Origin of the sequence: Streptomyces sp. NPDC001351 (genome assembly GCF_042896045.1) — a bacterium.
Taxonomy (GTDB): Bacteria; Actinomycetota; Actinomycetes; order Streptomycetales; family Streptomycetaceae; genus Streptomyces.
The window spans coordinates 827876-850983 of the sequence record NZ_JBIAWS010000004.1 but is presented as its reverse complement, the minus strand read 5'-3'; the positions used below and the strand labels follow the sequence as shown (position 1 = coordinate 850983).

21 protein-coding genes, 2 tRNA genes and 1 riboswitch are annotated in these 23108 nt (G+C 70.8%); of the genes, 6 read left to right on the top strand and 17 right to left on the bottom strand.

The window, feature by feature from the left end:
- Positions 1–46 precede the first annotated feature (46 nt).
- Entirely contained in the window at positions 47–1366 is a 1320-nt protein-coding gene (locus tag ACFY1U_RS18840) for a PrsW family intramembrane metalloprotease (RefSeq protein ID WP_390695193.1), read from the top strand.
- A gap of 12 nt (positions 1367–1378) precedes the next feature.
- On the opposite strand, the gene ACFY1U_RS18835 is transcribed toward ACFY1U_RS18840, so the two are convergent.
- The 6 genes from ACFY1U_RS18835 to ACFY1U_RS18810 all read right to left on the bottom strand — a co-directional run bounded on the left by ACFY1U_RS18835 (position 1379) and on the right by ACFY1U_RS18810 (position 7702).
- Positions 1379–2329 (bottom strand): aldo/keto reductase, encoded by a 951-nt coding sequence (locus ACFY1U_RS18835; protein ID WP_390695192.1) that lies wholly within the window; start codon positions 2327–2329, stop codon positions 1379–1381.
- 108 nt (positions 2330–2437) lie between these two features.
- On the bottom strand, positions 2438–3463 hold the full coding sequence (locus tag ACFY1U_RS18830; protein WP_390695191.1) for a M23 family metallopeptidase: 1026 nt from the start codon (positions 3461–3463) through the stop codon (positions 2438–2440).
- Between the two features lie 11 nt (positions 3464–3474).
- A riboswitch (cyclic di-AMP (ydaO/yuaA leader) is annotated at positions 3475–3632 on the bottom strand.
- 169 nt (positions 3633–3801) lie between these two features.
- Complete coding sequence (locus tag ACFY1U_RS18825; protein WP_390695190.1) at positions 3802–4884, bottom strand: PP2C family protein-serine/threonine phosphatase; 1083 nt, start codon at positions 4882–4884, stop codon at positions 3802–3804.
- 107 nt (positions 4885–4991) lie between these two features.
- Positions 4992–5065, bottom strand: a tRNA-Met gene (locus ACFY1U_RS18820).
- 99 nt (positions 5066–5164) lie between these two features.
- A complete protein-coding gene (locus tag ACFY1U_RS18815; protein ID WP_390695189.1) occupies positions 5165–6388 on the bottom strand; it encodes an alginate lyase family protein in 1224 nt (407 codons plus the stop codon).
- A 186-nt stretch (positions 6389–6574) separates the two neighbouring features.
- Positions 6575–7702 carry a dihydrofolate reductase family protein gene (locus ACFY1U_RS18810; protein WP_390695188.1) on the bottom strand — a complete coding sequence of 376 codons (1128 nt, stop codon included), beginning with the start codon at positions 7700–7702 and terminating at the stop codon, positions 6575–6577.
- Between the two features lie 92 nt (positions 7703–7794).
- On the opposite strand from ACFY1U_RS18810, the gene ACFY1U_RS18805 reads away from it, so the two are divergent.
- Together ACFY1U_RS18805 and ribA are read left to right on the top strand one after the other, a co-directional pair.
- A complete protein-coding gene (locus tag ACFY1U_RS18805) occupies positions 7795–8310 on the top strand; it encodes a MarR family winged helix-turn-helix transcriptional regulator (protein ID WP_390695187.1) in 516 nt (171 codons plus the stop codon).
- A gap of 132 nt (positions 8311–8442) precedes the next feature.
- Positions 8443–9075, top strand: a complete 633-nt coding sequence (gene ribA, locus ACFY1U_RS18800; protein WP_390695234.1) for a GTP cyclohydrolase II — start codon at positions 8443–8445, stop codon at positions 9073–9075.
- 293 nt (positions 9076–9368) lie between these two features.
- Here ribA and ACFY1U_RS18795 read toward each other — a convergent pair whose 3' ends face one another.
- The gene (locus ACFY1U_RS18795) at positions 9369–9920 is read right to left on the bottom strand and encodes an NADPH-dependent FMN reductase (protein ID WP_390695186.1); all 552 of its coding nucleotides are present in this window, start codon (positions 9918–9920) and stop codon (positions 9369–9371) included.
- Positions 9921–10118: 198 nt separating this feature from the next.
- Between ACFY1U_RS18795 and ACFY1U_RS18790 the strand changes: the two genes are divergently transcribed.
- Both ACFY1U_RS18790 and ACFY1U_RS18785 read left to right on the top strand, forming a co-directional pair.
- Complete coding sequence (locus tag ACFY1U_RS18790; RefSeq protein WP_390695185.1) at positions 10119–10670, top strand: ribonucleoside-diphosphate reductase; 552 nt, start codon at positions 10119–10121, stop codon at positions 10668–10670.
- A gap of 128 nt (positions 10671–10798) precedes the next feature.
- Positions 10799–11062 carry a hypothetical protein gene (locus ACFY1U_RS18785; protein WP_390695184.1) on the top strand — a complete coding sequence of 88 codons (264 nt, stop codon included), beginning with the start codon at positions 10799–10801 and terminating at the stop codon, positions 11060–11062.
- A 92-nt stretch (positions 11063–11154) separates the two neighbouring features.
- On the opposite strand, the gene ACFY1U_RS18780 is transcribed toward ACFY1U_RS18785, so the two are convergent.
- The 10 genes from ACFY1U_RS18780 to ACFY1U_RS18735 form a co-directional block, all read right to left on the bottom strand.
- Entirely contained in the window at positions 11155–11421 is a 267-nt protein-coding gene (locus tag ACFY1U_RS18780; RefSeq protein ID WP_099929897.1) for a hypothetical protein, read from the bottom strand.
- 257 nt (positions 11422–11678) lie between these two features.
- Positions 11679–11873 (bottom strand): glycoside hydrolase family 3 C-terminal domain-containing protein, encoded by a 195-nt coding sequence (locus ACFY1U_RS18775; protein WP_390695233.1) that lies wholly within the window; start codon positions 11871–11873, stop codon positions 11679–11681.
- Positions 11863–12162: a hypothetical protein gene (locus ACFY1U_RS18770; RefSeq protein WP_390695183.1), complete on the bottom strand. Its 300-nt coding sequence runs from the start codon at positions 12160–12162 to the stop codon at positions 11863–11865. Before ACFY1U_RS18770 ends, ACFY1U_RS18775 begins: the two co-directional genes overlap by 11 nt.
- A gap of 208 nt (positions 12163–12370) precedes the next feature.
- Complete coding sequence (locus ACFY1U_RS18765; protein ID WP_390695232.1) at positions 12371–13765, bottom strand: MFS transporter; 1395 nt, start codon at positions 13763–13765, stop codon at positions 12371–12373.
- Positions 13762–15612 (bottom strand): glycoside hydrolase family 15 protein, encoded by a 1851-nt coding sequence (locus tag ACFY1U_RS18760; RefSeq protein ID WP_390695182.1) that lies wholly within the window; start codon positions 15610–15612, stop codon positions 13762–13764. Before ACFY1U_RS18760 ends, ACFY1U_RS18765 begins: the two co-directional genes overlap by 4 nt.
- Before the next feature lie 431 nt (positions 15613–16043).
- A tRNA-Lys gene (locus ACFY1U_RS18755) sits at positions 16044–16116 on the bottom strand.
- Between the two features lie 99 nt (positions 16117–16215).
- Positions 16216–17784 (bottom strand): amino acid permease, encoded by a 1569-nt coding sequence (locus tag ACFY1U_RS18750; RefSeq protein WP_390695181.1) that lies wholly within the window; start codon positions 17782–17784, stop codon positions 16216–16218.
- A gap of 350 nt (positions 17785–18134) precedes the next feature.
- Positions 18135–20237: a DEAD/DEAH box helicase gene (locus ACFY1U_RS18745; RefSeq protein WP_390695180.1), complete on the bottom strand. Its 2103-nt coding sequence runs from the start codon at positions 20235–20237 to the stop codon at positions 18135–18137.
- 217 nt (positions 20238–20454) lie between these two features.
- Positions 20455–20976, bottom strand: coding sequence for a hypothetical protein (locus ACFY1U_RS18740; protein ID WP_390695179.1), 522 nt, complete (start codon positions 20974–20976; stop codon positions 20455–20457).
- A 76-nt stretch (positions 20977–21052) separates the two neighbouring features.
- Positions 21053–21403, bottom strand: coding sequence for a metallopeptidase family protein (locus tag ACFY1U_RS18735; protein WP_344403389.1), 351 nt, complete (start codon positions 21401–21403; stop codon positions 21053–21055).
- 85 nt (positions 21404–21488) lie between these two features.
- Between ACFY1U_RS18735 and ACFY1U_RS18730 the strand changes: the two genes are divergently transcribed.
- Positions 21489–23060 (top strand): metallophosphoesterase, encoded by a 1572-nt coding sequence (locus ACFY1U_RS18730; RefSeq protein ID WP_390695231.1) that lies wholly within the window; start codon positions 21489–21491, stop codon positions 23058–23060.
- Positions 23061–23108 lie beyond the last annotated feature (48 nt).

Below are 23108 nucleotides of genomic sequence, written 5' to 3'. Positions count from 1 at the left end.
CGAAGTACCGTCGCGGGCGGCGCCCTCCCTCGTTAGGGTCAATGCCGTGGCCACCTTTCCCCCGTACCCGACGCATCCGCCACGCCCCGGCGCCCCGGCCGGCGGTGCGCTCGGGCACGCTCACTGGTGGCAGCGCAGGGCGGTGCGGTACGGCGCGCTCATCACCCTGCTCGCGCTCTCCGGGCTCGTCATCCTCGCCCTGGTGCGCGAACAGACCGGCACCGAGGGGTTCCTGGTGGGGCTCGGGCTGGCCGTGCTGCCCGTGCCGCTGCTCATAGCCGCGTTCCGCTGGCTGGACCGCGTCGCGCCGGGGCCCTGGCGCAATCTGCTGTTCGCCTTCGCCTGGGGGGCCTGTGCGGCGGCGCTGATAGCGATCGTCGCCAACAGCTTCGCCACGAAGTGGATAGCGACGGCGACCGCCGACCCGTCCAGCGCGGACACCCTCGGCGCGACCGTCATAGCGCCCATAGTCGAGGAGTCCTCGAAGGCGGCGGCCGTGTTGCTCGTCTTCCTGTTCCGCAGACGGGACTTCACCGGGATCGTCGACGGGGTGGTGATCGCCGGGGTCACCGCCACCGGCTTCGCGTTCACCGAGAACATCCTCTACCTGGGCACCGCCTTCGGCACGGACCAGCTCAACGGTGACCGCGGCATCGCCTCCGTCACCGCGGCGACGTTCTTCGTGCGCATCATCATGTCCCCCTTCGCGCATCCGCTGTTCACCGTCCTCACCGGCATCGGCTTCGGCATCGCCGCGCTCTCCGCGGAGCGCCAGCACCTGCGGCGCGTCCTCGTCCCGCTCTCCGGTCTGCTGCTCGCGATGAGCATGCACGCGATCTGGAACGGCTCCTCGAACTTCGGCGAGTACGGCTTCTTCGCGGTGTACGCGGCCTTCATGGTCCCCGCGTTCGGCCTGCTGACCTGGCTGGTGATCTGGACCCGCCAGCGCGAACTGCGCACCGTGCGCGAGGAACTGCCCGCCTACGCCGTCGCGGGCTGGCTCACCCCCGCCGAGCCCTACGCCCTCGGTTCGATGCGGGCACGCCGGCTGGCCCGCGAACACGCCGCCCAGCACCTCGGCAAGCCCGCCGCACGCGAGGTCGCCCAGTACGAGGCGTACGCGACCTCCCTGGCCTTCCTGCGGCACCGGGGGCGCCGTGGCCGCGCCGGCGCCGATTTCGTCGTCAGGGAACGGGAGCTGCTGCACGAGCTGTGGCGCCGCCGCGAGGTGGCGCGCCCGGCGCTGGACCACGCGGCGCGGATGACGGCGCCCCCGGTGCCGGTGGCGGCGCCGCCCTGGCCGGTGTACGGGGCGTACGGGTACCCGGCGGTGCCGAATCCCGCGTACAACCCGTACCGGACGTAGGACCCCCAGGGGTCAGGCCGACGCCTCCGTCAGGCGGGCGACCTCGGCGTCGGTGAGCGTCAGCTCGCCCACCGCCAGCAGCGCCGGGAGCTGCTCCACCGTCCGTGCGGACGCGATCGGGGCGGCGACCGTCGGCTGGGCGCCGAGCCAGGCCAGGGCGACCGTGGCGACCGGGGCCTCGTGGGCCTGGGCGATCTCGTCGAGAGCGGTCAGGACCCGCTGTCCCCGCTCGGTCTCCAGGTGCTTGGCCGCGCCGCCCGCCCGCGGGCTGTCGACCGTCGCGCCCGGGCGGTACTTGCCGGTGAGGAACCCGGAGGCGAGGGCGTAGTACGGGACGGCGGCGAGGCCGTAGCGGGCGGCCAGGTCCTGCAGCTCGCCCTCGTACGTGTCGCGGGAGACCAGGTTGTAGTGCGGCTGCAGGGCCACGTACTTGGCCAGGCCCTCGCGGTCGGAGAACTCCAGGGATGCGCGCAGCCGGTCGGCGGAGATGTTGGACGCCGCGATGTGCCGGACCTTGCCCGCCTGCACCAGCTCGTCGAGCGCGCCGATGATCTCCTCGACCGGCACCTCGGGCTTGTCGAAGTGGGTGTAGTAGAGGTCGATGTAGTCGGTGTCGAGGCGCCGCAGGGAGGCCTCGGCGGCGGCCTTGATGTTGGCGGCGGACAGGCCCTGGAACTCGGGGTGCTGGCTGACCTTGGTCGCGATGACCACGTCCTCGCGGTTGCCGCGCGCCTTCACCCACTTGCCGATGATCGTCTCGGACTCGCCGCCCTTGTTGCCCTCGACCCACGCCGAGTAGCCGTCAGCAGTGTCGACGAAGTTGCCGCCGGCGGCCGCATAGGCGTCGAGCACGGCGAAGGAGGTGGCCTCGTCGGCGGTCCAGCCGAAGACGTTGCCGCCCAGGGAGAGCGGAAAGACCTCGAGGCCGGAGGAGCCGAGCTTGCGCAGTGAAGGAGAAGTCATGCTCTACGTCAACGCCCGCCCCGGTGGTCGGTCTTCCGCGACGGGCGCAAAGATCCCGTAAACATGCGGACTACGGCACTCCGGGTACGGACGGAGAACGTACGAGTATCAGGGGTTGAGGCCCTTGCTGCGCAGCCACGGCATCGGGTCGATGCCGGTGGCCTGGCCGTCGGGGTGGACCTCGAGGTGGCAGTGCGGGCCGGTCACGTTGCCGGTGGCGCCGACGCGGCCGATGACGTCACCGGTGCTGACCTTCTGGCCGACGCTGACGCTGATCGAGGACTGGTGGCAGAACCAGAGCTCCGTACCGTCGTCGAGGGTGAGGATCGTGCGGTAGCCGTACGCGCCCGCCCAGCCGGCCTGCGTGATGGTGCCGGAGTGGATGGCCTTGATGAGCGTGCCCGTGGGGGCGGCGAAGTCGAGGCCCGTGTGGTAGCCGGAGGACCACATGGAGCCGGCCTGGCCGAAGGTGCCGGTGATCGTGTACGACACGACCGGCAGCGTGTACTGCTTGGCCAGCTCGGCGAGCTTCGCGTCCTCGGCGGCCTTCTTGGCCGCCGCCTCCGCCTTCTCCTTCGCGGCGGTGGCCTTGGCCGCGGCTTCCTTCTCGGCCTTGGCGGCGGCGTCGTCGATCTGCTGGGCGAGGGCCGCCTCGGTGGCGGCCTGGCTCTTGCTGTCGATCTGGACCCGCTGCGACTCGGCCTGCGCCATGATCCGGTCACGCAGCGCCTCGCCGGCGCCCTTGGCGCCCTGCGCGGTGCCGGCGGAGGTGGTGGCGACGTCGCTGAGCGCGGTGGCGGAACCCTTGGGGGCGTCGGAGCCGCCGCCGAACACATGGCTGACGGAGGCGAGATCGGGCAGGGAGATCGACACCGGCGGCTTGCCGGTGTTGGCGCTGGCCATGCCGCCCGCGCCGACGGCGGCTATGACGCCGACGCCCAGGACCGTGGAGCTGCGGGCGAGTCCCCCGCCGCGCTGCTTGGCGACGCGGTGCCGGCCGCGGACGGGGGCGATGGAGTCCTCGGTGGGATTCCACTCCTCCCAGGGGCCCTCGTCGGTGCGGCGGCCGGCGAAGCCGAAGGGTTCGGTGCTCGGCACGAACGGGGCTGCCGGGGCAGGCGGGTTGGACGCCACGTGGGCGTGCTCCTTTCCTTCCTTCTCGCCTACCGGGTTAGCTGACGGGTTCGGAGCAGGAAGGTCTCCTACGCGCGTAAACCTGCCGTGCTGCCACGGCGGTATCGGCGCGATTCACCCCAGGGTGGTGGTTCCCCGGTTCCCTTGCGGGATTCGGCGCGTGCGCACGGAGCCGCCTCTTGTGACGGCTGGGACGACCGCGCTGCGTTATCGAACGTTAATAGACCCGGGGTGCCGATTCCAAGGTGTTCCGCTTGATCATTAACCTTTCCGACCTGGACGTACGGCGCATGAACGGCGAAAAACGGGCGAGTTGACCGCGCCTCAGGAACCCGGTTTCAGGGCCGTCGTACGGCGAGCAGCGCCATGTCGTCCGTCATGGCCTCCCCGGCATGGCGGCGCACCTCCCGCGCGAGGGCGGCGAGCAGCGCGCCGGGGTCGTGGAAGACCCGGCCGGTGAGCCGGTCCGCGGGTTCGAAGAACCGCCCGTGCTCGTCCCGTGCCTCGGACAGCCCGTCGGTGTACAGCAGCAGCGTGGCCCCGCTGCGGAACGGGGTCTCCTCCGCGCGGTCGGGCCGGCTCCCGAACTCGCCCATGCCGAGCGGCAGCGCGGGCTCGCGGGCGTGCAGGGTGTGCACGGTGCCGTCCGGGCACAGCAGCAGCGGTGGCGGGTGGCCGCGGGTGACGATGCGGACGATGCCTTCGCCGTGCGGGAGTTCGACGAGCACGGCGGTGGTGAACCCCTCGATCAACTCGATGCCCTCGCGCCGCGCCGCCTCGCGCGCAAGGGCCCGGTCCAGCCGCAGTGCGACCGCCTCCAGCGTGGCCTCCTGCTCGGCGGCCTCCCGGAACGCCCCGATGACGACGGCCACGGCGGCCACCGCCCCCATCCCCTTTCCGCGTACGTCGCCCACGACCAGCCGTACGCCGTGCGGGGTGTCCTGGACGGCGTACAGGTCGCCGCCGATGGAGGCGTCCGCCTGTGCGGCCTCGTACCGTGCCGCGATCGCGAACCCTCCGATCCGTTCGGCGGGTTCCGGCAGCACCGCGCGCTGGGCGGCCTCGGCGATCTCGCGCTGCGAGGCGAGCTCCTCGCGGTTGCGGCGGACGAGGAGGTTGATGAGAACGGCCAGGACGGAGACCGTCGCCACGGTGGCCAGCTCGGTGATCGCCTCGACCTGGAGGAGGACGCCCACCTGGGCGTGGATCGCGGTGACGACGAGGACGGTCGCGATGCCGGTGAGGGCCGTGCCCCGGCGTGAGTAGAGCGGGGCGGCGACCAGGGGTGCGGCGGTGAAGAGGGGGCCCGCCGTGAACCGCGACGGGGTGAGGTAGTCGTAAAAGGTTCCGCCGACGATCAGCAGCCCCGGGAGCAGCCGCATGAAGGTGCGCGCGTATGAGATCGGCCCCTCCTCGTCCACCCCTCCAGGTTTCCCGGGGCGGCGGCGCGCGGCGAGCCGGATGGCCCGACCGGGGGAAACACTCAGGGCCGGAATCCAGTGACTGGACTCCGGCCCTGAGCCTTGAGTAGCGGGGACAGGATTTGAACCTGCGACCTCTGGGTTATGAGCCCAGCGAGCTACCGAGCTGCTCCACCCCGCGTCGTTGTGTCACCAGCATACGCCATCCGCGGGGCTGTCTGCGCCAGGGTTTGTGTCCGCCCCCGTTCGCCTGCGTTTTCGGGGGTTCGCAGGGCGGCCGTCAGGCGGCAGGGTTGTCCGCGTGGGTGAGCGTCTCCCAGGAGACGAAGAGGTCGTCGGTGCCGGCCGGGCGGGACTGCTCGACCAGCTTGTGGGCGGCCGGGACGGGGGTGCCGAGCCGGTTCTCCAGGTGGTTGAGGGCGACCTCCAGGTCGGGGCCCATGTTCCCGACGACCCTGCCGCCGCACAGCCACCGCGGGGGCTTGGCCCCCATCTCGTAGCGGGCGTGGAAGTCGAGGGCCGCCTTCAGCCGGTCCTTCACGTCGCCGTACAGGTCGACACCCTGGTGCCAGGCGGTCTCGGCGATGTGCGCGGTGGCGGCGAGGGAGTAGCCGACGTGCTTGAAGTTGCGGCAGGTCTCCTGCGCGATGCCGTCCTCGAACTTCGTCTCCTTGAACCAGTACGTCTCCAGCTTCTGCACGGTGTTGGCGTCGGAGCCGGCCGGGGTGAGCGGGATCTTGCCGTCCTTGCGCAGATAGAAGTAGTCGGGCACCAGGCCGCGGAAGCGTTTGACGGCGGCGTCGAAGGTCTTGTGGTCGTCGGTGAAGACGGCGATCCCGATGGCGGCGTCGGTCATCGCCAGGTCCCAGTTGCCGTTGTAGTCGGGGAGGTCCCTGGTGACCTCGGGGAGGTAGGCGGTGCGCAGCATGGCCGTGAACCGCCGTACGCGGTCGGCGGGCCAGCCGGCGCCAGGTGCGTACCGGATGATCTCCGCGGCCCGCGCCCAGGTGGACCCGGCCCAGGAGGACTGCAGCCGGGCGTCCTGCGCCGTGTGCCGCTTCAGCTGCGCCGACCAGGCGTCCATGATCTCCCGGGCCTTGACGGCGTGCTGCCGCTGGCCCGTGATGCTGAACAGCAGTGCCTGCGTGTACGCGGCGATGGCGTCCTGCCGCTCCTCCAGACAGCCCTTCGCGCCCTTGCCGCCCCAGGGACAGTTGACGACCGCGGTCGGCTGGGCCGTGTACTTGTACGAGCCGTACTTGCTGTCCCGCATGTCGAGGAACGCCTGCAGCCAGGGCTGCTTGCCCGCGATGACGTTCTTGCGTACGACGTCCAGCTGGGCCTGGCTGACGAGGACACCGGGGTGGGTGAACGGTGCGCCCGGGGGCAGCGCCCTCGCCATGGTGCGGGTGCCCGGGTCGGTGCCGCAGGAGGCGACGAGCGCCGTCAGCAGGAGGACGAGGAGAACTGCCGCCGCACGTCTGGGAACTGACCTCACTGGCACTACCTCCGCGATCGCCTCCGGCCGGTACGGTCAGGGTCGCCCTTCGGAGGGTCGCGCGCAGGATCTGTTGGGCCGATCGGCCGGTGCGGGGTGGTTGTGGTGGGCGGTGCCGGGGGCTGCGCCCCCAGACCCCCGCTTCGGCCCTTGAGGGGCCTCGTCCTCAAACGCCGGACGGGCTGAAAACACCTACGCCAAGTGTCGGTTCGGTGCCTTTGCCCGCTCCTCGTGCTCCCCCAGTACGACCACCTCGACCCCCCGCCCCGCGAGCAGCCCGCTCCCGTCCGCCCCCGTCACGAAGGTGTCCGGCTCGCGCCAGGCCGTGACCACCCGGCGTACCCCCGCGTCGAGGATCAGCCGTGCGCAGGGCTTGGGGCGGGAGGCGCGGTGGGCGCAGGGTTCCAGGCTGCTGTAGACCGTCGCCGTCGCCAGCCTGGGGTCGGCCGGGTCCAGTTTGGCGAGGGCCGCCTCCTCGGCGTGGACGACCGGGTCGTCGCCCTCGCGGGAGTGGCCGCGGGCGAGTTCCGTGCCGTCGGCGGCGACGATCACCGCGCCGACGCTGAAGGCCGTGCGTGAGGGCGGACACCGGTCCGCCAGCTCGCAGGCGAGGGCCAGCCAGTGGTGGTCGGCGGCGGCGGGGAGCGGGCCGGTGCCGGGGGCCGTGGGCTCGTAGCGCATGAGGACGACGTCCTCGATCCGGCGGGTTTCCGTCAGGCGCAGCCGGCCGGGCTGGTAGGCGCCGGGGCCGAAGAGGCGGGGGGCGTCGGGGTCGCCCACGAAGAGGGGGGCCAGGACCAGCTGGAGCTCGTCGGCGAGGCCCTGCTGGAGGAGCTGGGTGTGGATCGTGCCGCCGCCCTCGACCATCAGGCGCCGTACGCCGCGTACCTCGTGCAGATGCTCCAGGAGGCGGCGCCAGTCGAGGTCGGGGCCGAGCGGGACGACGTCGGCGGCGAGGCCGAGGGTGCGGGCACGTTCGGCGCCCTTGTCGGTCGTGAGGACGAGCTTTTCGCCGCCCGTGTGCCAGAAATTGGCGTCCGGGTCCAGGTCGCCGGAGCCGCTGACCGTGACCTTGAGCGGGTATTCCGGCTGTCCGGCCGCCACGCGGGCGGCGCGGCGCTCGGGCGAGTTGACCAGCAGGCGCGGGTTGTCGGCGCGGATCGTGCCGGCGCCGATGAGGATGGCGTCGACGGAGGCTCGTACCTCGTCCACGCGGTCGAAGTCCGCCGGGCTGGAGAGCAGGAGGCGCTCGGGACCGGTGTCGTCGAGGTAGCCGTCGAGGGAGACGGCGGCGGACAGCAGGACGTACGGGTACGGCATCGGACGCGCTCACTCTCGGCGGCGGACAGCTGGGACGGCGGGCTGCGGACTGCACGCTTGGTTAAAGTTTGAAACAAACCTACACTGGTCGCATGACGACTCGCTGGCTCACGGAGAAGGAGCAGCGCGCCTGGCGCGCGTACATCGCGGCGACGCACCTCCTGGAGGACGCCATCGACCGGCAGCTCCAGCAGGACGCCGGCATGCCGCATCTGTACTACTCCATCCTGGCCAACCTCTCCGAGGCACCGGACGGCAGGCTGCGCATGACCGATCTCGCCGAGCGGGCGAAGATCACGCGCAGCCGGCTGACGTATGCCGTGACGCGCCTGGAGAAGGACGGTCTGATCCGGCGCGAGGACTGCAAGTGGGACAAGCGCAGCAGCTTCGCCATGCTGACCGACGAGGGGATGGCCGTGCTGGAGCGGACGGCGCCCGGGCATGTGGAGACCGTGCGTTCGCTGCTCTTCGACCAGCTGACCCCGCAGCAGGTGGAGCAGTTGGAGGAGATCTTCTCGGGAGTGGTGCAGGCGCTGGAGCGGGAGGAGGAGCGCCCCACCTCGGACGAGGTTCCCTGGCGGCGCCGCTCCTCCGGTCCGTGTTCCTGAGGCAGCCCGGAAAGCCCGGAAACCTCACGTATCCCGAAAAGCTGTTGCTTCAAATTTAAAACATGGGGTAGGGTTCCCAGCCATGAACCTGCTTCAAAACTGAAGCAGATGTGGACGACCCCGGAGACCCGCATGCCCGACTTCCCCGCCGCCACCCCGCGCTCCCGCGTCCGGGTGCCGCTGCGCTTCCAGGACGGCTACAGCGTCGACGCCGAACTGGTCACCTTCCACGGCCTGACCGACGGCCAGGAGCACGTCGCCGTCGTCCTGGGCGACCCGGCTCCCGGTACAACGCCTCTGGTCCGCCTGCATTCCGAGTGCCTGACCGGTGATGTGTTCGGCTCGGCCCGCTGCGACTGCGGTCCGCAGCTGCGGGAGGCGGTCGAGCGGATCGCGGACCGCGGCGGAGTGCTGCTCTACCTGCGCCAGGAGGGGCGCGGCATCGGCCTCTACAACAAGCTGGACGCCTACGCCCTCCAGGACCAGGGCCTCGACACATACGAGGCGAACGCGGCCCTGGGCCTGCCCGAGGACGACCGCGACTACACGGCCGCCGCGCAGATGCTGGGGGCCCTGGGCATCGGCAGCCTGGACCTGCTGTCCAACAACCCCGACAAGGCGGGTCAGCTGCGCGATCTGGGCATCGACGTGCACGACCGCGTCCCCACGGGCGTCTTCACCACCGCCCACAACGTCCGCTATCTGCGCGCGAAGGTCCTCCAGACCCAGCACACGCTGCCGCTGGCGGAGCTGAGCGCGGGCTGATCCGCGCCGGCTCGGGCCGATGACCGCGGGGTGCCGGGCAGCAGCCGTTCCCCACACGCACGGCAGCAGCACGTCGATCACCCTCGGCCCGCCGGCCGGGCCGGAGACCTCCACGCTCCCGTCCGCCTCCAGGTCCGCGATCCGCACGGTCAACGGCAGGACGAGAGGCGTACGCCGCAGCAGCCCTTGGGAGCCTTCCGGGATCCACGGGAGCCAGGGCATGGCGCCGGGTCCGAGCCTGCGGGCGGTCGCGCCTCCCCCGGCACCCCGCAACGTCGGGCCGCGCTCGTGCCTCAGGCGGGTCCGGCCGCCCGAGCCGCCAACAGCCGCAGCACCTCCGCGACTTGGCGGCGCGTCTCCGGGTCGTCGACGACCCCGTCCGCGCCGACCGTCTCCCGCCGCACCGGGATCCTCACGCAGGCCGGATCCACGATGTCGGCGCCGGTGTAGCCGAGCACCGTCCGCAGGGTGGCCTCCGCGCCCTGGCCGCGCCCCGGTGCGGCCGCGTTGACCCAGGCCACCGGCTTGTCGCAGATCTCGGTGCCGCCGACCGTCCAGTCGAGCAGGTTCTTGAACGCTCCCGGCAGGGTCCCCGCGTACTCCGGAGTGCAGACCAGCACCCCGGCCGCCCCCTCGATCGCCGCCCGCAGCCCGGCCACGGCCTCCGGCAACGGGTCCACGTCGTCATCGGGATTGAAGTGCGGAAGCCCGGCAAGACCGCCGTAGAGCACGGCATGCACCGGCACCGCCGGCGCCACGGCCCGCGCGGTGCGCAGCACGGCCTCGTTGGTGGAGCCGACCCGCAGACTCCCGGACAGCAAGAGGATCACCGGCAAGGTGGACATCCGCCCAACTTACTGCGGACCAGGCCCCCTTCCGGCGCGCCACCCCCGCTTCTGCGTCCTCCCGCCCCTATCTTCAACCCCAACATGTTGTGGCCTACGGCAAGTTGGTGCCCACAGTTTGTGTACAAGGGTGCACCCTGCCGGAATTGGGCCACGAATGTCCCAGGCACCGCAGATCGACGACGAGTGAGGGCGTTCATGACGGAGCGATTCGGGGACGGTACGACACGGGTGGCCGGCGAGACGCGGGCGGCGGCCCGGCCCGCCGTACCGCGCCCCGCGAGGCGCATGCGGTCGACGACCCGGTCATTCAGCGTCGGCGAGGGCAAGGGGTACCTCACCGTCGCGCACGCCCCCGACGGCCGCGTCGCCGGGGTGATGGTCCGCATGGCCAAGCAGGGCTCCACGCTCGCGGGCATGATGGACGCCTTCTCCTCGACCGTCACCCGGGGCCTCCAGCACGGCGTCCCGCTCGAAATCCTCGTGGCGGACTGCGTCGGAACCCGCTTCGAGCCCTCCGGTCTCACCAACGACCCGGACATCAGGCAGGCCGGCTCCGTCATGGACTACGTCGGCCGCCGCCTCGCCCTCGACCACCTGCCCTACGAGACCCGGGCCGGTCTCGGCATCCTCACCACCGCGGAACGCGCCGCGCAACAGACCCTCGACGGTGTCGGCGAGGCCGTATGGACCGATCTCGTGGGCCTGTCCATGTCCGCGCCGATGGTGGGGCGACCGCGCCGCGGCTGACGGACGTACGAAAAAACGACACGGCGCGCGGACAACCGCAAGATCCCAAATGACTACTATCAGTGCATATATTGTCACAATACGTAGCCAAGCCAGGGCGTCGCGCCCGGGTAAGAAAGGGTCTAACCATGCGCAAGTTCCAGCGTGTTGCCGTCGTAGCCGCGGCGATCGCGAGCCTCTCCGCCTTCGGCGCCGGCGTCAGCTTCGCCCACGACCACGGCCATGACCACGACGACGAGGGCGTCACCGCCGTGGCCAACTCGCAGTCCAACGCCGTGGCCTACGACGACGACAGCCACAGCGGGCGCCACGGCAGCCCGGACGCGGCCCCCTCCTTCACGACGGGGAGCGACTTCAGCCTCGGGAACGTCACTCCGCCGGCATCCAAGTAACGAAGCTCCGCCCGGCAGGCCGCGAGGAACGGCCACGGCCTGCCGGGCGCTCCGCCCGGCAGGCCGTTCATCCGGCAGCAGCCGTCTGCGACTTACTTTCCGAAGGCGTTGCTGCAGCCCATGTCCGAACCCTCGGAGGTGCTCTGCGCCCCCGTGTTGCCCTCGCCGTTGAGCGCGTTGCCCAACAGGCCGTTGATGAGCCCGACCTCACCGAGGACGCTGATGTTCAGGTCGTGCGACCTGCAGGTGGTGCTCTGCTGGACGCCGACGCCACCATCGGCGTGCGCGCCGCCGGCGCTCAGAAACCCGACACTCCCGAGGGCGGCGAGCAGGACGGCAGCCTTGCGAAGCTTGTGCATGTCATCTCCGGTGGAGCGAAGTGGATGCGACCTGTGACAGATCAACTCCTTGTTGCAACCGGAGATTAGTGGTAAATACCCCAAAACGGACGGCAGCGCGCCAGGTGTCGTGATCTCGCATGTGTTCTCGCAGCGAGAACCCCACGGTCGGCGAGGTCCCCGTTCGGCACGATGCCGAAGGTGACGGTGGCCCGCCGCCCGGGCTGCACATGGGCCTTCCTCGCCGGCCCGCTGTCCCGTGTTGGTGATGCCGACGCTCACCCGGGTCGTGGCATCGGCCTGTACGACAGAGGGAGCCGGCCCACGTCACGGGGGAAGGCGACGGGCAGCCTGCCGGTCGGTTCGACGTCGCCGAACAGCGCCTCGGCGACCGCCCGGCCCCCGGCCTCGCCTGGAGCGCCGCGGCTCGGGCGGCCGCGAGGCCGGAGGTGTGGGTTCCGGTCACGTCGCAGCCGCGTGCGTGCACGATCCGTACGTCGTCGCCCACCAGTTCCCGGAGCGCCTCGCGGATCGAGGGGGTGGGCCGATCAGGGCGAGCGTGCGCACCCGGTCGCGCGACAGCGGCAGCGGTTCCCGTCCCTCGCCTCCCTTTCCCGGGTCGTTCTTGAGCAGGACGAGCGACTGCCGGGCGCACTGGAGCGCCAGTTCGCGGTGCGCCGCGCAGTTGACGACCCGCTCGGCCCGGTCCGGATCGACGTAGGGGTTCTCGAAGAGGCCGAGCCGCTCCTTCAGGGCGAGCACCCGGCGTACCGCACGGTCGAGCAGCGCTTCCCCGACGCCGTCCTCCTCGCAGCGTCGAACCGAACCGGTCAGCGGCCGAAGAGCTGAACCACCGCGACTTCGGTCGCTGTTCGGCGCAGGAACAGCGCCTTCTGGCTGACTGCGCCGGACACCGGTCCGCACACCGGCCCCGGGAACGACTCGGCGCCCGGCTCCTCCGTGATGGGCCCTAAGCGGCCGGACCGGTGCCTGTGGGGTTTCGGGGGAGCAGGGCTGCCGCGATGAGGCCGAGGAGGCAGAAGAACGCGATGGTGATCATTGCGGCGGCGTAGGCGCCCTTGGTGAGGCCGGCCACGAGGATGGTTCCGGCGATGGCCGTGCCGAGTGAGGATCCGAGGTTGGAGACGCTGCGGGACAGGCCGGAGATCTCGCCCTGCTGCTGTTCGGGAAAGCTGGACTGGACGATGTTGACGGAGGGCGTCAGCATCACGCCGAGTCCGAGTCCGATCAGGAGGAGTCCGGGCGCGAACGCCCAGGGGCCCGGGGAACCGGAGACCAGGGCGAGCAGGACGACGATGCCGACGGTGGTGAGGGTGAAGCCCGCCATGACGAGGGTGCGTTGTGCGCGCCGCTCGGCCAGGCGTTCGGCGGCCAGGGACGAGGCGAGCAGGCCGAGGGTGGCGAAGGTGAAGATGACGCCAGTCTGGATCGCGTCGTAGCCGCGTACGACCTGCAGGTAGGCCGCCACCACGAAGGACGTGCCCATCAGCACGAGCCACTGGATGTTCTGGGTGATCAGGCCGAGGTTGGAGGTGCGATTGCGGAACAGGGACGGTGACAGCAGTGGCTCCTCACCGGCCCGTTCCTTGGCGCGTGCCGACCGGAGGAACCAGGTCAGGAAGAGCGCGCCGGCCAGGAGCAGGCCGGTCATCAGCCAGAGGTTGTTGTCGGCGGCCAGGATGCCCATGACGAGGAGGATGAGGCCGACGGCGGACAGCACCGCGCCCTGGGTGTCGAAGGGGCGGTCGGGGTCCGGTGGCAGGGGGTCGTCGATGCGGCGGCTGAGCAGGATGATGGCGGCGATCACCAGGGCTTGGAAGACGAAGGCTGCTCGCCAGCTGAGTCCGGAGGTGATGAGGCCGCCGATCAGGGGTCCGGCGGCGGCGCCGATGCCGCCGAGCGCCATGATGGCGCCGAACGCGCGGGCGCGTGAGGTCAGGTCGGTGAACAGAAGTGTGGTGAGGATGTAGACGGGCGGGATGAGCAGGGCGGTGCCGACGCCTTCGAGGAGGGAGTTACCGAGGATGAGGACGCCCAGGCCCGGGGAGACTGCGCTGAGCAGGGCACCGATGCCGTAGACGACGAGCCCGGCCACGAAGCAGCGTTTGCGGCCGTAGCGGTCGGTCACTTTGCCGCCGGGGATCATCAGCGCCGCCATGACCAGCAGGAAGATCGTGATCGCGATCTGGACGCCCTGCACGGTCGTATCGAGATCCTTGCTGATGTCGTTGATCATCACGTTCATGTTCGAGCCGGCGAAGCTGCAGATGAACTGGGCGAGCGCGAGCGGGAGGAGCACTCCTCGCCGCATGTCGGCGGAAGGGGCGGGGGCGGCTCCGGTCATCGGTGCCACGCCGGTGTTCCCGGGACCGCCGCTCGGTCGAGTTGTTCGTCCAGTGCCATGGCGGCGGTGACCAGGGCGAGGTGGGTGAACGCCTGGGGGAAGTTGCCCAACTGTTCGCCGGAGGGGCCGATCTCCTCGGCGAAGAGGCCGACGTGGTTGGCGTAGGTGAGCATCTTGTCGAACGCATAGCGGGCCTGGGTCAGCCGCCCTGCCCGGGCGAGTGCTTCGACGTAGAGGAAGCTGCACAGGTTGAACGTGCCCTCGGAGCCGAGCAGTCCGTCCGGGGAGGCTTCGGGGTTGTAGCGGTAGACGAGGCTGTCGCTGACCAACTCCTGGTCCATGGCCTCCAGCGTGCTCACCCAGGCCGGATCCTGCGGGGAGAGGAACCCGACCCGGGGCATGAGCAGGAGCGATGCGTCCAGTACCTCGGAGTCGTAGTGCTGGACGAACGCCTCCCGCTTCGGGCTCCAGCCACGTTCGACGATCTGGTCGAACACGGTGTCGCGGGCCTGCGCCCACCGGGCCGTGTCGGCCGGCCGGGAGTGCTCGGTGGCGATCCGGACACCCCGTTCGAAGGCGACCCAGGTCATCAGCCGGCTGTAGGTGAAATCCTTGCGGCCACCGCGGGTCTCCCAGATGCCCTCGTCGGGCCGGTCCCAGGAGTCGGCGAGCCAGTCCAGCATGGACGCGAAGGCGCGCCACCCTCCCAGGCTCCCGAAGTCACCTCCTGGAACCAGGGCGTCAACGGCTTCACCGTAGATGTCCAGCTGGATCTGTTCGGCTGCCCCATTGCCGATCCGCACCGGTGCCGAGGCCCGGTAACCCTCCAGGTGATCGAGGATCTCCTCGGGGATCCGGGGGTCGCCGTCGACGCGGTACATGATCTGCAGTCGCTCGCCCGAGGCCGTGCCGCCGGCCTCGATGCGGCCGCGCAGCCAGCGGCGGAAGGCCAGCGCCTCCTCGGTGAATCCGAGATCGATCAGCGTGCGGACGGACAGCGAGGCATCACGGATCCAGGTGTAGCGGTAGTCCCAGTTGCGCTCACCACCGATCTGCTCCGGCAGGCCCGCGGTGGCCGCTGCGATGGGCGCCCCGGTCGGGGCGTAGGTGAGCAGTTTGAGAGTGATCGCCGCGCGGTTGACCATGTCCCGCCAGCGACCCCGGTAGGTGGAGGAGCGCAGCCAGTCCAGCCAGAAAGCCCGGCAGGAGTCGAACTCGGCACGGAAGGAGTCCGGGGACGGCGGGGGTGGAGCGGCGCCACCGCGTGAGGCGCTGGTGAGTACGACGGCGGCGACGTCGCCGGCCTCCAGGGTGAAGCGGGCGGTGATGTCACCGGCGTCGTCGTGGAACACGACGGGATGGCTTGCCTGCAGGTGCAGATCCAGGTCGGGACCGTGGAAGACCGCCGAGCTGCTGTCCGTACGCTCCAGGGTGTGCGAGGCACGGCCGTAGTCGAATCGGGGCCGGCAGACGAGCGTGAAGGGCAGCCTGCCCCGCACCACCCGTACAAGCCTTACCAGGCGGTGCCGATCGGTGGGCGCGGAGGCGGGAAGCGGCTCCATGAAGTCGGCCACCTCGCCCACTCCGCCGGAGGCCATGAACCGGGTGACCAGGATCGCGGTGTCCGACAGATAAAGCTGCCGGACCGTGACCTCGTCCTCTCCGGGAAGATCCGCGGCGAGTCGGCAGTAACCTCCCCGCTCGCTGTCGAGCAGGGAGGCGAAAACGCTGGGCGCGTCGAAGCGCGGCGTGCACCACCAGTCGATCGAGCCCCCGGAGGACACCAGAGCGGCGGTCTGAAGATCACCGACCATGCCGTGGTCGGCTATCGGCGGGTAACGGTTCACCGGTACGCCTCCTTTGCCAAGGCCCGACGCACCGGGTCACCCGGCTCAAGTGGGGGGACCGCTCGGCTGTCGGCGCACTCACCTGCGCACCGCCCCGTGGTCCCGTGCCACCGCGACCGCTTCGGCTCTGCCGCGGTTCGACCTCGCCGCAGGACTCCTCTACAAGCCTGCACCCGACCGAGTCCCGGCGCACTCCCGGCCCGGACACGGTCGAGGAAGTCGTCGTCAACTCCGAGTGCGGAACGGGCTCCACGGACGCATGGCGCCCTTCCCATTCAGCTGTTGCGCGGGCATCGACGGGCGGGCACTCCGGACATCCGCTCACGCATCGCTCGCGCAGAACCCCGCAAACGCCGCAGCGCCCGACCCGACCGAAGCCGACTCAGGCGCTGCATAGCAGGTAAGAGGCTGTTTCCCTCCCCCACCACCGGTAGGCCCTGTGGGACTCGAACCCACAACCAATGGATTAAAAGTCCACTGCTCTGCCAATTGAGCTAAGGGCCCCTGGCGATGTTGCCTCCCCGAGCATAGCCGGACACGGCCGTGTCTCCGATCGGGTATCGGAGACACGGCCGTGCCCGAGGTGAAGATCCGGCCGGAGTGTCAGGGATCGACCTTTTCGGGGGCGCCCGCGGGAGCACTCCCGGAGGCCGCCGCACGGGCCGCCTCGCGGGCGAGCGTGCGTTCGTGGCCGGGGTTGAGGAACCAGTGCCGGGCCGACGCGCCCCACCACGCCGCCGCGAAGCCGAGGACGACCAGGACGGCGACCGGGGCGTAGTTGAAGCTCTCCCAGGTGACCGGCGAGACCTGGGGCAGCATGAAGAGGATCGTGATGACGCACACCCAGACCACCGAGACGATGCCGATGGGGCGGGACCAGCGGCCCAGGTGCCACGGCCCCCGCGCGAAGTCGTCGCCCTTGAGCACGCGCAGCAGCGTCGGGATGACGTACGCGATGTACAGGCCGATCACGGCGATCGACGTCACCGCCGCGTACGCCGTCACATTGATCAGATACGGCAGGCCGAGGACCAGCGCTCCGGCCACCGCCAGCCATACGGCGGCCACGGGTGTCCGGGTCCGCGGGCTCACCGTGTGCCACACGCGCGAGAAGGGCAGGGCGCCGTCGCGCGAGAAGGCGTAGATCATGCGGCTGTTGGCCGTCACCGAGGCCATGCCGCAGAACAGCTGGGCGCCGATGACGACCAGGAGCAGCAGCTTGCCCGCGGTGGCGCCCAGCGCGTCCAGCAGGATCTGGGCCGGCGGCGCGCCGGTCGGGGACGCGAGCTCCTTGTCGTACGACTGGATGGCGAAGGTGAAGCCCAGCAGCAGCACGAAGCCGGCTATCCAGGACGTCCAGATGGACTGGACGATGCCCTTCGGGCCCGCTGTCGACGCGTCGTGCGTCTCCTCCGTCATATGGGCGGAGGCGTCGTAGCCGGTGAAGGTGTACTGCGCCATCAGCAGGCCCAGGAGCACCACGTACACACCGCTGCCCCAGCCCGTGTTGTTCACGAACTTCGTGAACACGAAGGAGGCGGACTGGTGATGGTCGGGTACGAAGGCCAGCGCGCCGACGATGACGCCGACGCCGAGTACGTGCCACCACACGCTGATGTCGTTGAGCAGGGCGACGATCTTCACGCCGAAGGTGTTCAGGAGGCCGTGCAGCAGGAGGATCGCCGCGAAGAGCAGGACCGTACGACCCGGTGTGACCTTGAAGTCGAACTGCAGGTTCAGGTACGCGCCCAGGAAGGACGCGGCGCCGAAGTCGATGCCCGCCGTCACGGCCACCTGGCCCAGCACGTTGAACCAGCCCGTGAACCACGCCCAGGCGGCCGCGGACCGGGGCGGTGCGAGGCGGTGGGCCCAGAAGTACAGGCCCGCGGAGGTCGGGTAGGCCGAACAGATCTCGGCCATCGACAGGCCGACGAAGAGCGTCATCAGGCCGACGGCCACCCAGCCCCAGGTGATCACGGCCGGGCCGCCCGTGTTCATGCCGAAGAGGTAGAGGGTCAGGCAGCCGGACAGGACCGAGATGATCGTGAAGGAGACCGCGTAGTTGGAGAACGCCGACATGCGGCGGGCGAGAACCTGCGTGTAGCCGAGCTGGGCAAGCCGTTCTTCGTCGGAGAGGCCCGACTTCCCGCTCGCTATGGCGTCATCTGTCATGCCCCCAGCGATTCCCTGGGCGGAGTCGTGACATGCATCACAGCATGGCCAAAAAATGCCCCTGAAGGCCTGCCCGGCGCCCCTGTTCCGCGCCCGCTCGCTGCAGGAACCATTGCCCCTGCCGCCGTTGCGGTGAAGGCACCCTGCGATGCCCCGTACGACCAGCTCGTTCTTCCGGTCACCGGCGCTCCCGCCGACGCCGAAGACCGTCTCGTACGCCGCTCCCCGGCCGCCGGAGACCTTTGCGCGGACCTCCGGCGTCCGGGACATGCGACGTGACACGCAAAGGGCCCGTACGACCGAAGTCGTACGGGCCCTCAGCTCAGCTCAGTCGCTCAGCTCACTCGGCGTCAGCCGTTGCGCTTCCAGCGCGGCTTGTCGTCGCGACGGCCGAAGGAGGAGCCGCCGCCGGTGCCGCGGTGGTCGTCACGGCGGCCGTAGGGGCGCTCGTGGCCACCGGAGCGGAAGCCCGGGCGGTCGCCCTGGCGGTCGCGGTTGAACGGGCGGTCGCTGCCACGGTGACCGCCGCGCTCGTCCCGGCGCTCGAAGGAGCGGCCGGCCGGACGGTCGTCACGGCGGAACCCACCGCGGTCGTTGTCCCGGCGCTCGAAGCCACGGCCACCACGGTCGTCACGGCGCTCGAAGGAACGGCCACCACGGTCGTCCCGACGGTCGTCACGGCGGAACCCGCCCCGGTCGTTGTCCCGGCGCTCGAAACCACGGCCACCACGGTCGTCACGGCGCTCGAAGGAACGGCCACCACGGTCGTCCCGACGGTCGTCACGGCGGAACCCGCCCCGGTCGTTGTCCCGACGCTCGAAACCACGGTCGCGGTCCCGGTTGAACCCGCCCCGGTCACCGCGGTCGTTGTCCCGGCGCTCGAAGGAACGGCCACCACGGTCGTCACGGCGGAACCCGCCCCGGTCGTTGTCCCGGCGCTCACGACGCTCGTACGACGGGGCCTCCGCCTTGTCGGCGTCCTGCGCCGCGGGCTGCTCGGGCACCGACACCTCGGCCACCTCGACGGCCGCCTCGGCCTGCGCCAGGGCCACCGCGGCCTCGGGGTCCTCGCCGCGCTCGCGGGCGACGCGGGCGACCAGGCGGTCGGCCTCCTCGCGCAGCTCGCTCGCGCGCCGCTGCGCCCGCTCCAGCTGCTTGGTGAGGTGCGCGACCTCGCGCTCGGCCTGCTGCGCCGCGTTGCCCGCGGACTCGGCCTGGACCTCGGTCATCGAACGGGCGCCGGTGATCTCGGCCACCTCGGGCTCGAAGGCGGTACCGGAGTTGATGAGGTGACGCCCGGCGTCGACGCCCGCGTCCTCCATCAGGCGGAAGATCTGGCGGCGCTGGTGCGGCAGGGACAGGGAGACGACCGTGCCGGTGCGGCCCGCGCGGGCGGTACGGCCGGCGCGGTGCAGGTAGTCCTTGTGGTCACCGGCCGGGTCGACGTTCAGCACGAGGTCGATGCCGTCGACGTGGATGCCACGGGCGGCCACGTCGGTCGCCACCAGGCAGTTGACGTACCCGTCCTTGAAGTCGGCCAGCGTCCGGGTGCGGGCGCCCTGCGTCATGCCGCCGTGCAGCGCGTCGGCCTTCACGCCCGCCTCGCGCAGCTGCTCGGCGACACGGTCGGCACCGAGCTGCGTACGGACGAAGATGATGGTGCGGCCCTTGCGGGAGGCGATCGCGGCCGTGACCGGCGCCTTGTCCTTGGGCTTCACGATCAGGATGTGGTGCGACATGGTCGTCACCGCGCCCTGGGCGGCGTCCACCTCGTGGCTGACCGGGTTGTTCAGGTACCGGTCGACGAGGGTCTTGATCTCGTTCTCCATGGTCGCGGAGAAGAGCATCCGCTGACCGCCGGCCGGGACCTGGTCGAGCAGCTCGGTGACCTCGGGCAGGAAGCCCAGGTCGGACATCTGGTCGGCCTCGTCGAGAACGGCGATCTGCACGTCCTCCAGCGAGCAGGCGCCGCGGTTGATGATGTCGCGCAGCCGGCCCGGGGTGGCGACGAGGATGTCGACGCCGCGCTCCAGGGCGTAGATCTGGTTGCCCATCGACGTACCGCCGCAGACGACCTTCATCTTCAGGCCGAGCACGTCGCCGTAGGGCTGGAGGGCGTCCGCCACCTGCATGGCGAGCTCACGGGTCGGGGTGAGGATGACGGCGCGGGGCTTGTGCTTCTCGGTGCGGCCGCCGGCGAGCGTCGCCAGGGTCGGCAGACCGAAGGAGAGGGTCTTGCCGGAGCCGGTGCGGCCACGGCCGAGGATGTCCTTGCCGGCCAGGGCGTCCGGGATGGTCGCGGCCTGGATCGGGAAGGGGGTGGTCACGCCGTTCTGGGCGAGCTTGCGCACCACGCCCTCGGGGAGGCCGAGGTCCGCGAAGGTGACCTCGGCGGCGTCCTCGGTGCCCTCGTTCTCGGGCACGACGACGTGATCAGTACTGGAAATGGACATGCGTAAGCGAAACCTTCCGGAGTCTCGTCGGCACGCGCCCGTCAACTCCGTGAATTCGCATTACGACCGCCTCTATGCGGTCAGCCACGGCAAGGGAGAGAACGCGCCACGCGGCGCTCTCTGCAATGGCGCCGGGCAATGGGATCAAACGATCTACCACCATACGCACCCTGCACACCCCAAGGCAAACCGAGCCCGCGAGACGCTCGTCACGTCCCTAGGCGGGCGATCCCGCCGTGGGCGCCGGCTCCCGCTCCGCCAGCTGTGGCGACGTCTCCTCGTGCGCCGACGACGACGGCTCGGCGACCGTCGGCTCCGGCGAGGCGGGGGTCGGCTGCTCGCTGGGCGTCGGCTGCGGGTCTTCCGTGTGTGTCGGGGTCGGCGACGCGACGGTCGGCGCGGGGGCCCCGGGCTGCTGGCTCTTCCCGTTCCCGGGCTTGCCCGCCGGAGGGGCGGACCGGCCGTCCCCCGCGGACGGCGAGGCCGAGGGGGACGCCGATTCCCCGTCCTTCTCCTTCTCCCGCTTGCCGCCCTTGTGCTTGCCGTCGGCCGTGCCCGCCCCGAACCCCCTGCCGGACACGCCCGTCCCGCCGTCGGGCGCCTCACCGCCGCGCCGCCCCGCGGAGTGCGACGGCTTCGCGCCGCCTCCCCCGTCCTCCCCCACGCTCATGCAGCCGGCGGCAGCGGCGACGGCCATGACCGTGGCGGCCAGACGGACGGGTACGTACAAGCGGCGCACGGAAAGCCACCTCCGAGGCGGGGGAAGGAGTCAACCTGCCCAACTCCCGCCGCCCACAAGAGGACACGCGCCCCGGTCATCCGTATCCCAGGGCGTGCAGCCGCGCGTCGTCGATCCCGAAGTGGTGGGCGATCTCGTGCACGACGGTCACCTCGGTCTCCGCGACGACGTCCTCCCGCGACCGGCACATCCTGAGCGTCGGACCCCGGTAGACGGTGATGCGGTCCGGCAGCACCCCGGCGTACCACTCACCCCGGTCCGTCAGCGGAGTCCCCTCGTAGAGCCCGAGCAGCTCGGGATCGTCCGCCGGCGGCTCGTCCTCGACGAACACCGCGACGTTGTCCATCAGTCGCGTCAGCTCCGGCGGGATCCGGTCGAGCGCCTCGGCGACCAGTTCCTCGAACTCCTCGCGCGTCATCTCCAGCACAGGCCCATTGTCGGCCACGGCCCGTCCGTACGAGAGTCACGGATCCACTCGCATATCCACGCCGACACTTGGGCATATGGGACCAATGGCCCGCGTCACCGCCATCGCCGCCACCGTACTGAACCGGGTACGCACGTCCCCGCGCACCCTCGCCCGCCACTACCGCGCACGGCATCCCCACCCGACCCTCGAGCTGGTCCGGCAGCCGCACCCCTGGCCCAGGGCCCTGGGCCTGGCCGCCGTGGTCCTGCTCGGTGCCTGGCTGGGGCTGCTGATCGTCGGGAACGTACGCGTGCCGGTCGGGCCCATGGACACGACGATGACCCTGCGCCCGTCCTTCAGCGGCGGCACGAAGATCAACGTCTCGCCGCTCGGCGCCCTGGAGCTGAACAGCCACCATGCGCCGCTCCGCCTGGACGTGAACGTCGACCAGCTCGACCCCGTCCGCGCCCAGGCCCTGGTGGACCACCCCGAACGCCTCGCCGGCCTCCAGGACGAGGTCGCCCACGACGTCGAGCACGGCACCCTCGACGTGGCCCTGCGCTCCTGCGTCGCCGTCGTGTCCGGAGCCACGGCCCTCGGCCTCGCGGTCTACCGCCGCCCCGGCCGCGCCCTCGCCGCCGGCGGCACGGCCCTGGCCCTCCTCGTGGCCTGCGGAGCCTCGGTGTACGCGACCTGGAACCCCGACTCCGTCCTCGAACCGAAGTACTCGGGTCTGCTCTCCTCCGCGCCCTCGCTGGTCGGCAACGCCCGCAACATCGTCACCGAATTCGACGTCTACCAGAAGGAGCTGGCCCGTCTGGTGACCAACGTGACGAAGCTCTACGACGTCACGTCCACGCTCCCCGCCTACCAGCCGGACCCGTCCACCATCCGTGTCCTGCACGTCTCGGACATCCATCTCAACCCCGCGAGCTGGAAGATCATCGCGTCGCTGGTGCACCAGTACAAGGTGAACGTGATCGTCGACACCGGCGACACGATGGACCACGGCTCGGCGCCGGAGAACGGCTTCCTCGACCCGATCGCGGACCTGGGAGCGCCGTACGTCTGGGTCCGCGGCAACCACGACTCGAAGATCACCCAGCACTATCTGCAGGGCATGAAGAACGTCCACGTGCTGGACGGCGGCCAGGCGGAGACGATCGGGGGCCTGCGCTTCGCGGGCATGGGCGATCCGCAGTTCACCCCCGACCGCTCGAAGGTGATCGGCGCCGACGAGTCGGAGCAGCTGGCCGGGGACCGCCTGGCGACGGCCCTGAGCGACCAGAAGAACGCGCACACCCCGGTGGACGTGGCCATGGTCCACGAGCCGTCGGCGGCGCGCGAGGTCGACGGCGAGGTGCCGCTGGTCCTGTGCGGGCACCTGCACCACGAGGGCGACGAGATCCTCCCGCGCGGCACCCGGCTGCGCATGGAGGGCTCCACGGGCGGCAGCGGCCTGCGCGCCCTGGAGCACAAGTACCCGGCCCCGATCGAGGCCTCGATCCTCTACTTCGACCGCGGCACCCGCCGGCTGCAGGCCTGGGACTCGATCCAACTGGGCGGCCTGGGCGAGACGACGGCGGAGGTCACCCGCCACCTCCCGGACGAGAACAAACCGGGAGCCGCCCCTTCCACTCCCGCCCCTTCAGCACCTTCCAGCTCCACCCCGTAAACCGTTTTGGCGATACCTCCCGCCATCCCATATGCTTCTCACGTCCCC

What these genes read in the sequence shown, in the direction of transcription:
- ACFY1U_RS18835 (WP_390695192.1), bottom strand. Translation starts at nt 2,329, where the DNA reads ATGACTTCTCCTTCACTGCGCAAGCTCGGCTCCTCCGGCCTCGAGGTC.
- ACFY1U_RS18810 (WP_390695188.1), bottom strand. Translation starts at nt 7,702, where the DNA reads ATGCCGTACCCGTACGTCCTGCTGTCCGCCGCCGTCTCCCTCGACGGC.
- ACFY1U_RS18805 (WP_390695187.1), top strand. Translation starts at nt 7,795, where the DNA reads ATGACGACTCGCTGGCTCACGGAGAAGGAGCAGCGCGCCTGGCGCGCG.
- ribA (WP_390695234.1), top strand. Translation starts at nt 8,443, where the DNA reads ATGCCCGACTTCCCCGCCGCCACCCCGCGCTCCCGCGTCCGGGTGCCG.
- ACFY1U_RS18795 (WP_390695186.1), bottom strand. Translation starts at nt 9,920, where the DNA reads ATGTCCACCTTGCCGGTGATCCTCTTGCTGTCCGGGAGTCTGCGGGTC.
- ACFY1U_RS18790 (WP_390695185.1), top strand. Translation starts at nt 10,119, where the DNA reads ATGACGGAGCGATTCGGGGACGGTACGACACGGGTGGCCGGCGAGACG.
- ACFY1U_RS18785 (WP_390695184.1), top strand. Translation starts at nt 10,799, where the DNA reads ATGCGCAAGTTCCAGCGTGTTGCCGTCGTAGCCGCGGCGATCGCGAGC.
- ACFY1U_RS18780 (WP_099929897.1), bottom strand. Translation starts at nt 11,421, where the DNA reads ATGCACAAGCTTCGCAAGGCTGCCGTCCTGCTCGCCGCCCTCGGGAGT.
- ACFY1U_RS18765 (WP_390695232.1), bottom strand. Translation starts at nt 13,765, where the DNA reads ATGACCGGAGCCGCCCCCGCCCCTTCCGCCGACATGCGGCGAGGAGTG.
- ACFY1U_RS18750 (WP_390695181.1), bottom strand. Translation starts at nt 17,784, where the DNA reads ATGACAGATGACGCCATAGCGAGCGGGAAGTCGGGCCTCTCCGACGAA.
- ACFY1U_RS18745 (WP_390695180.1), bottom strand. Translation starts at nt 20,237, where the DNA reads ATGTCCATTTCCAGTACTGATCACGTCGTCGTGCCCGAGAACGAGGGC.
- ACFY1U_RS18730 (WP_390695231.1), top strand. Translation starts at nt 21,489, where the DNA reads ATGGCCCGCGTCACCGCCATCGCCGCCACCGTACTGAACCGGGTACGC.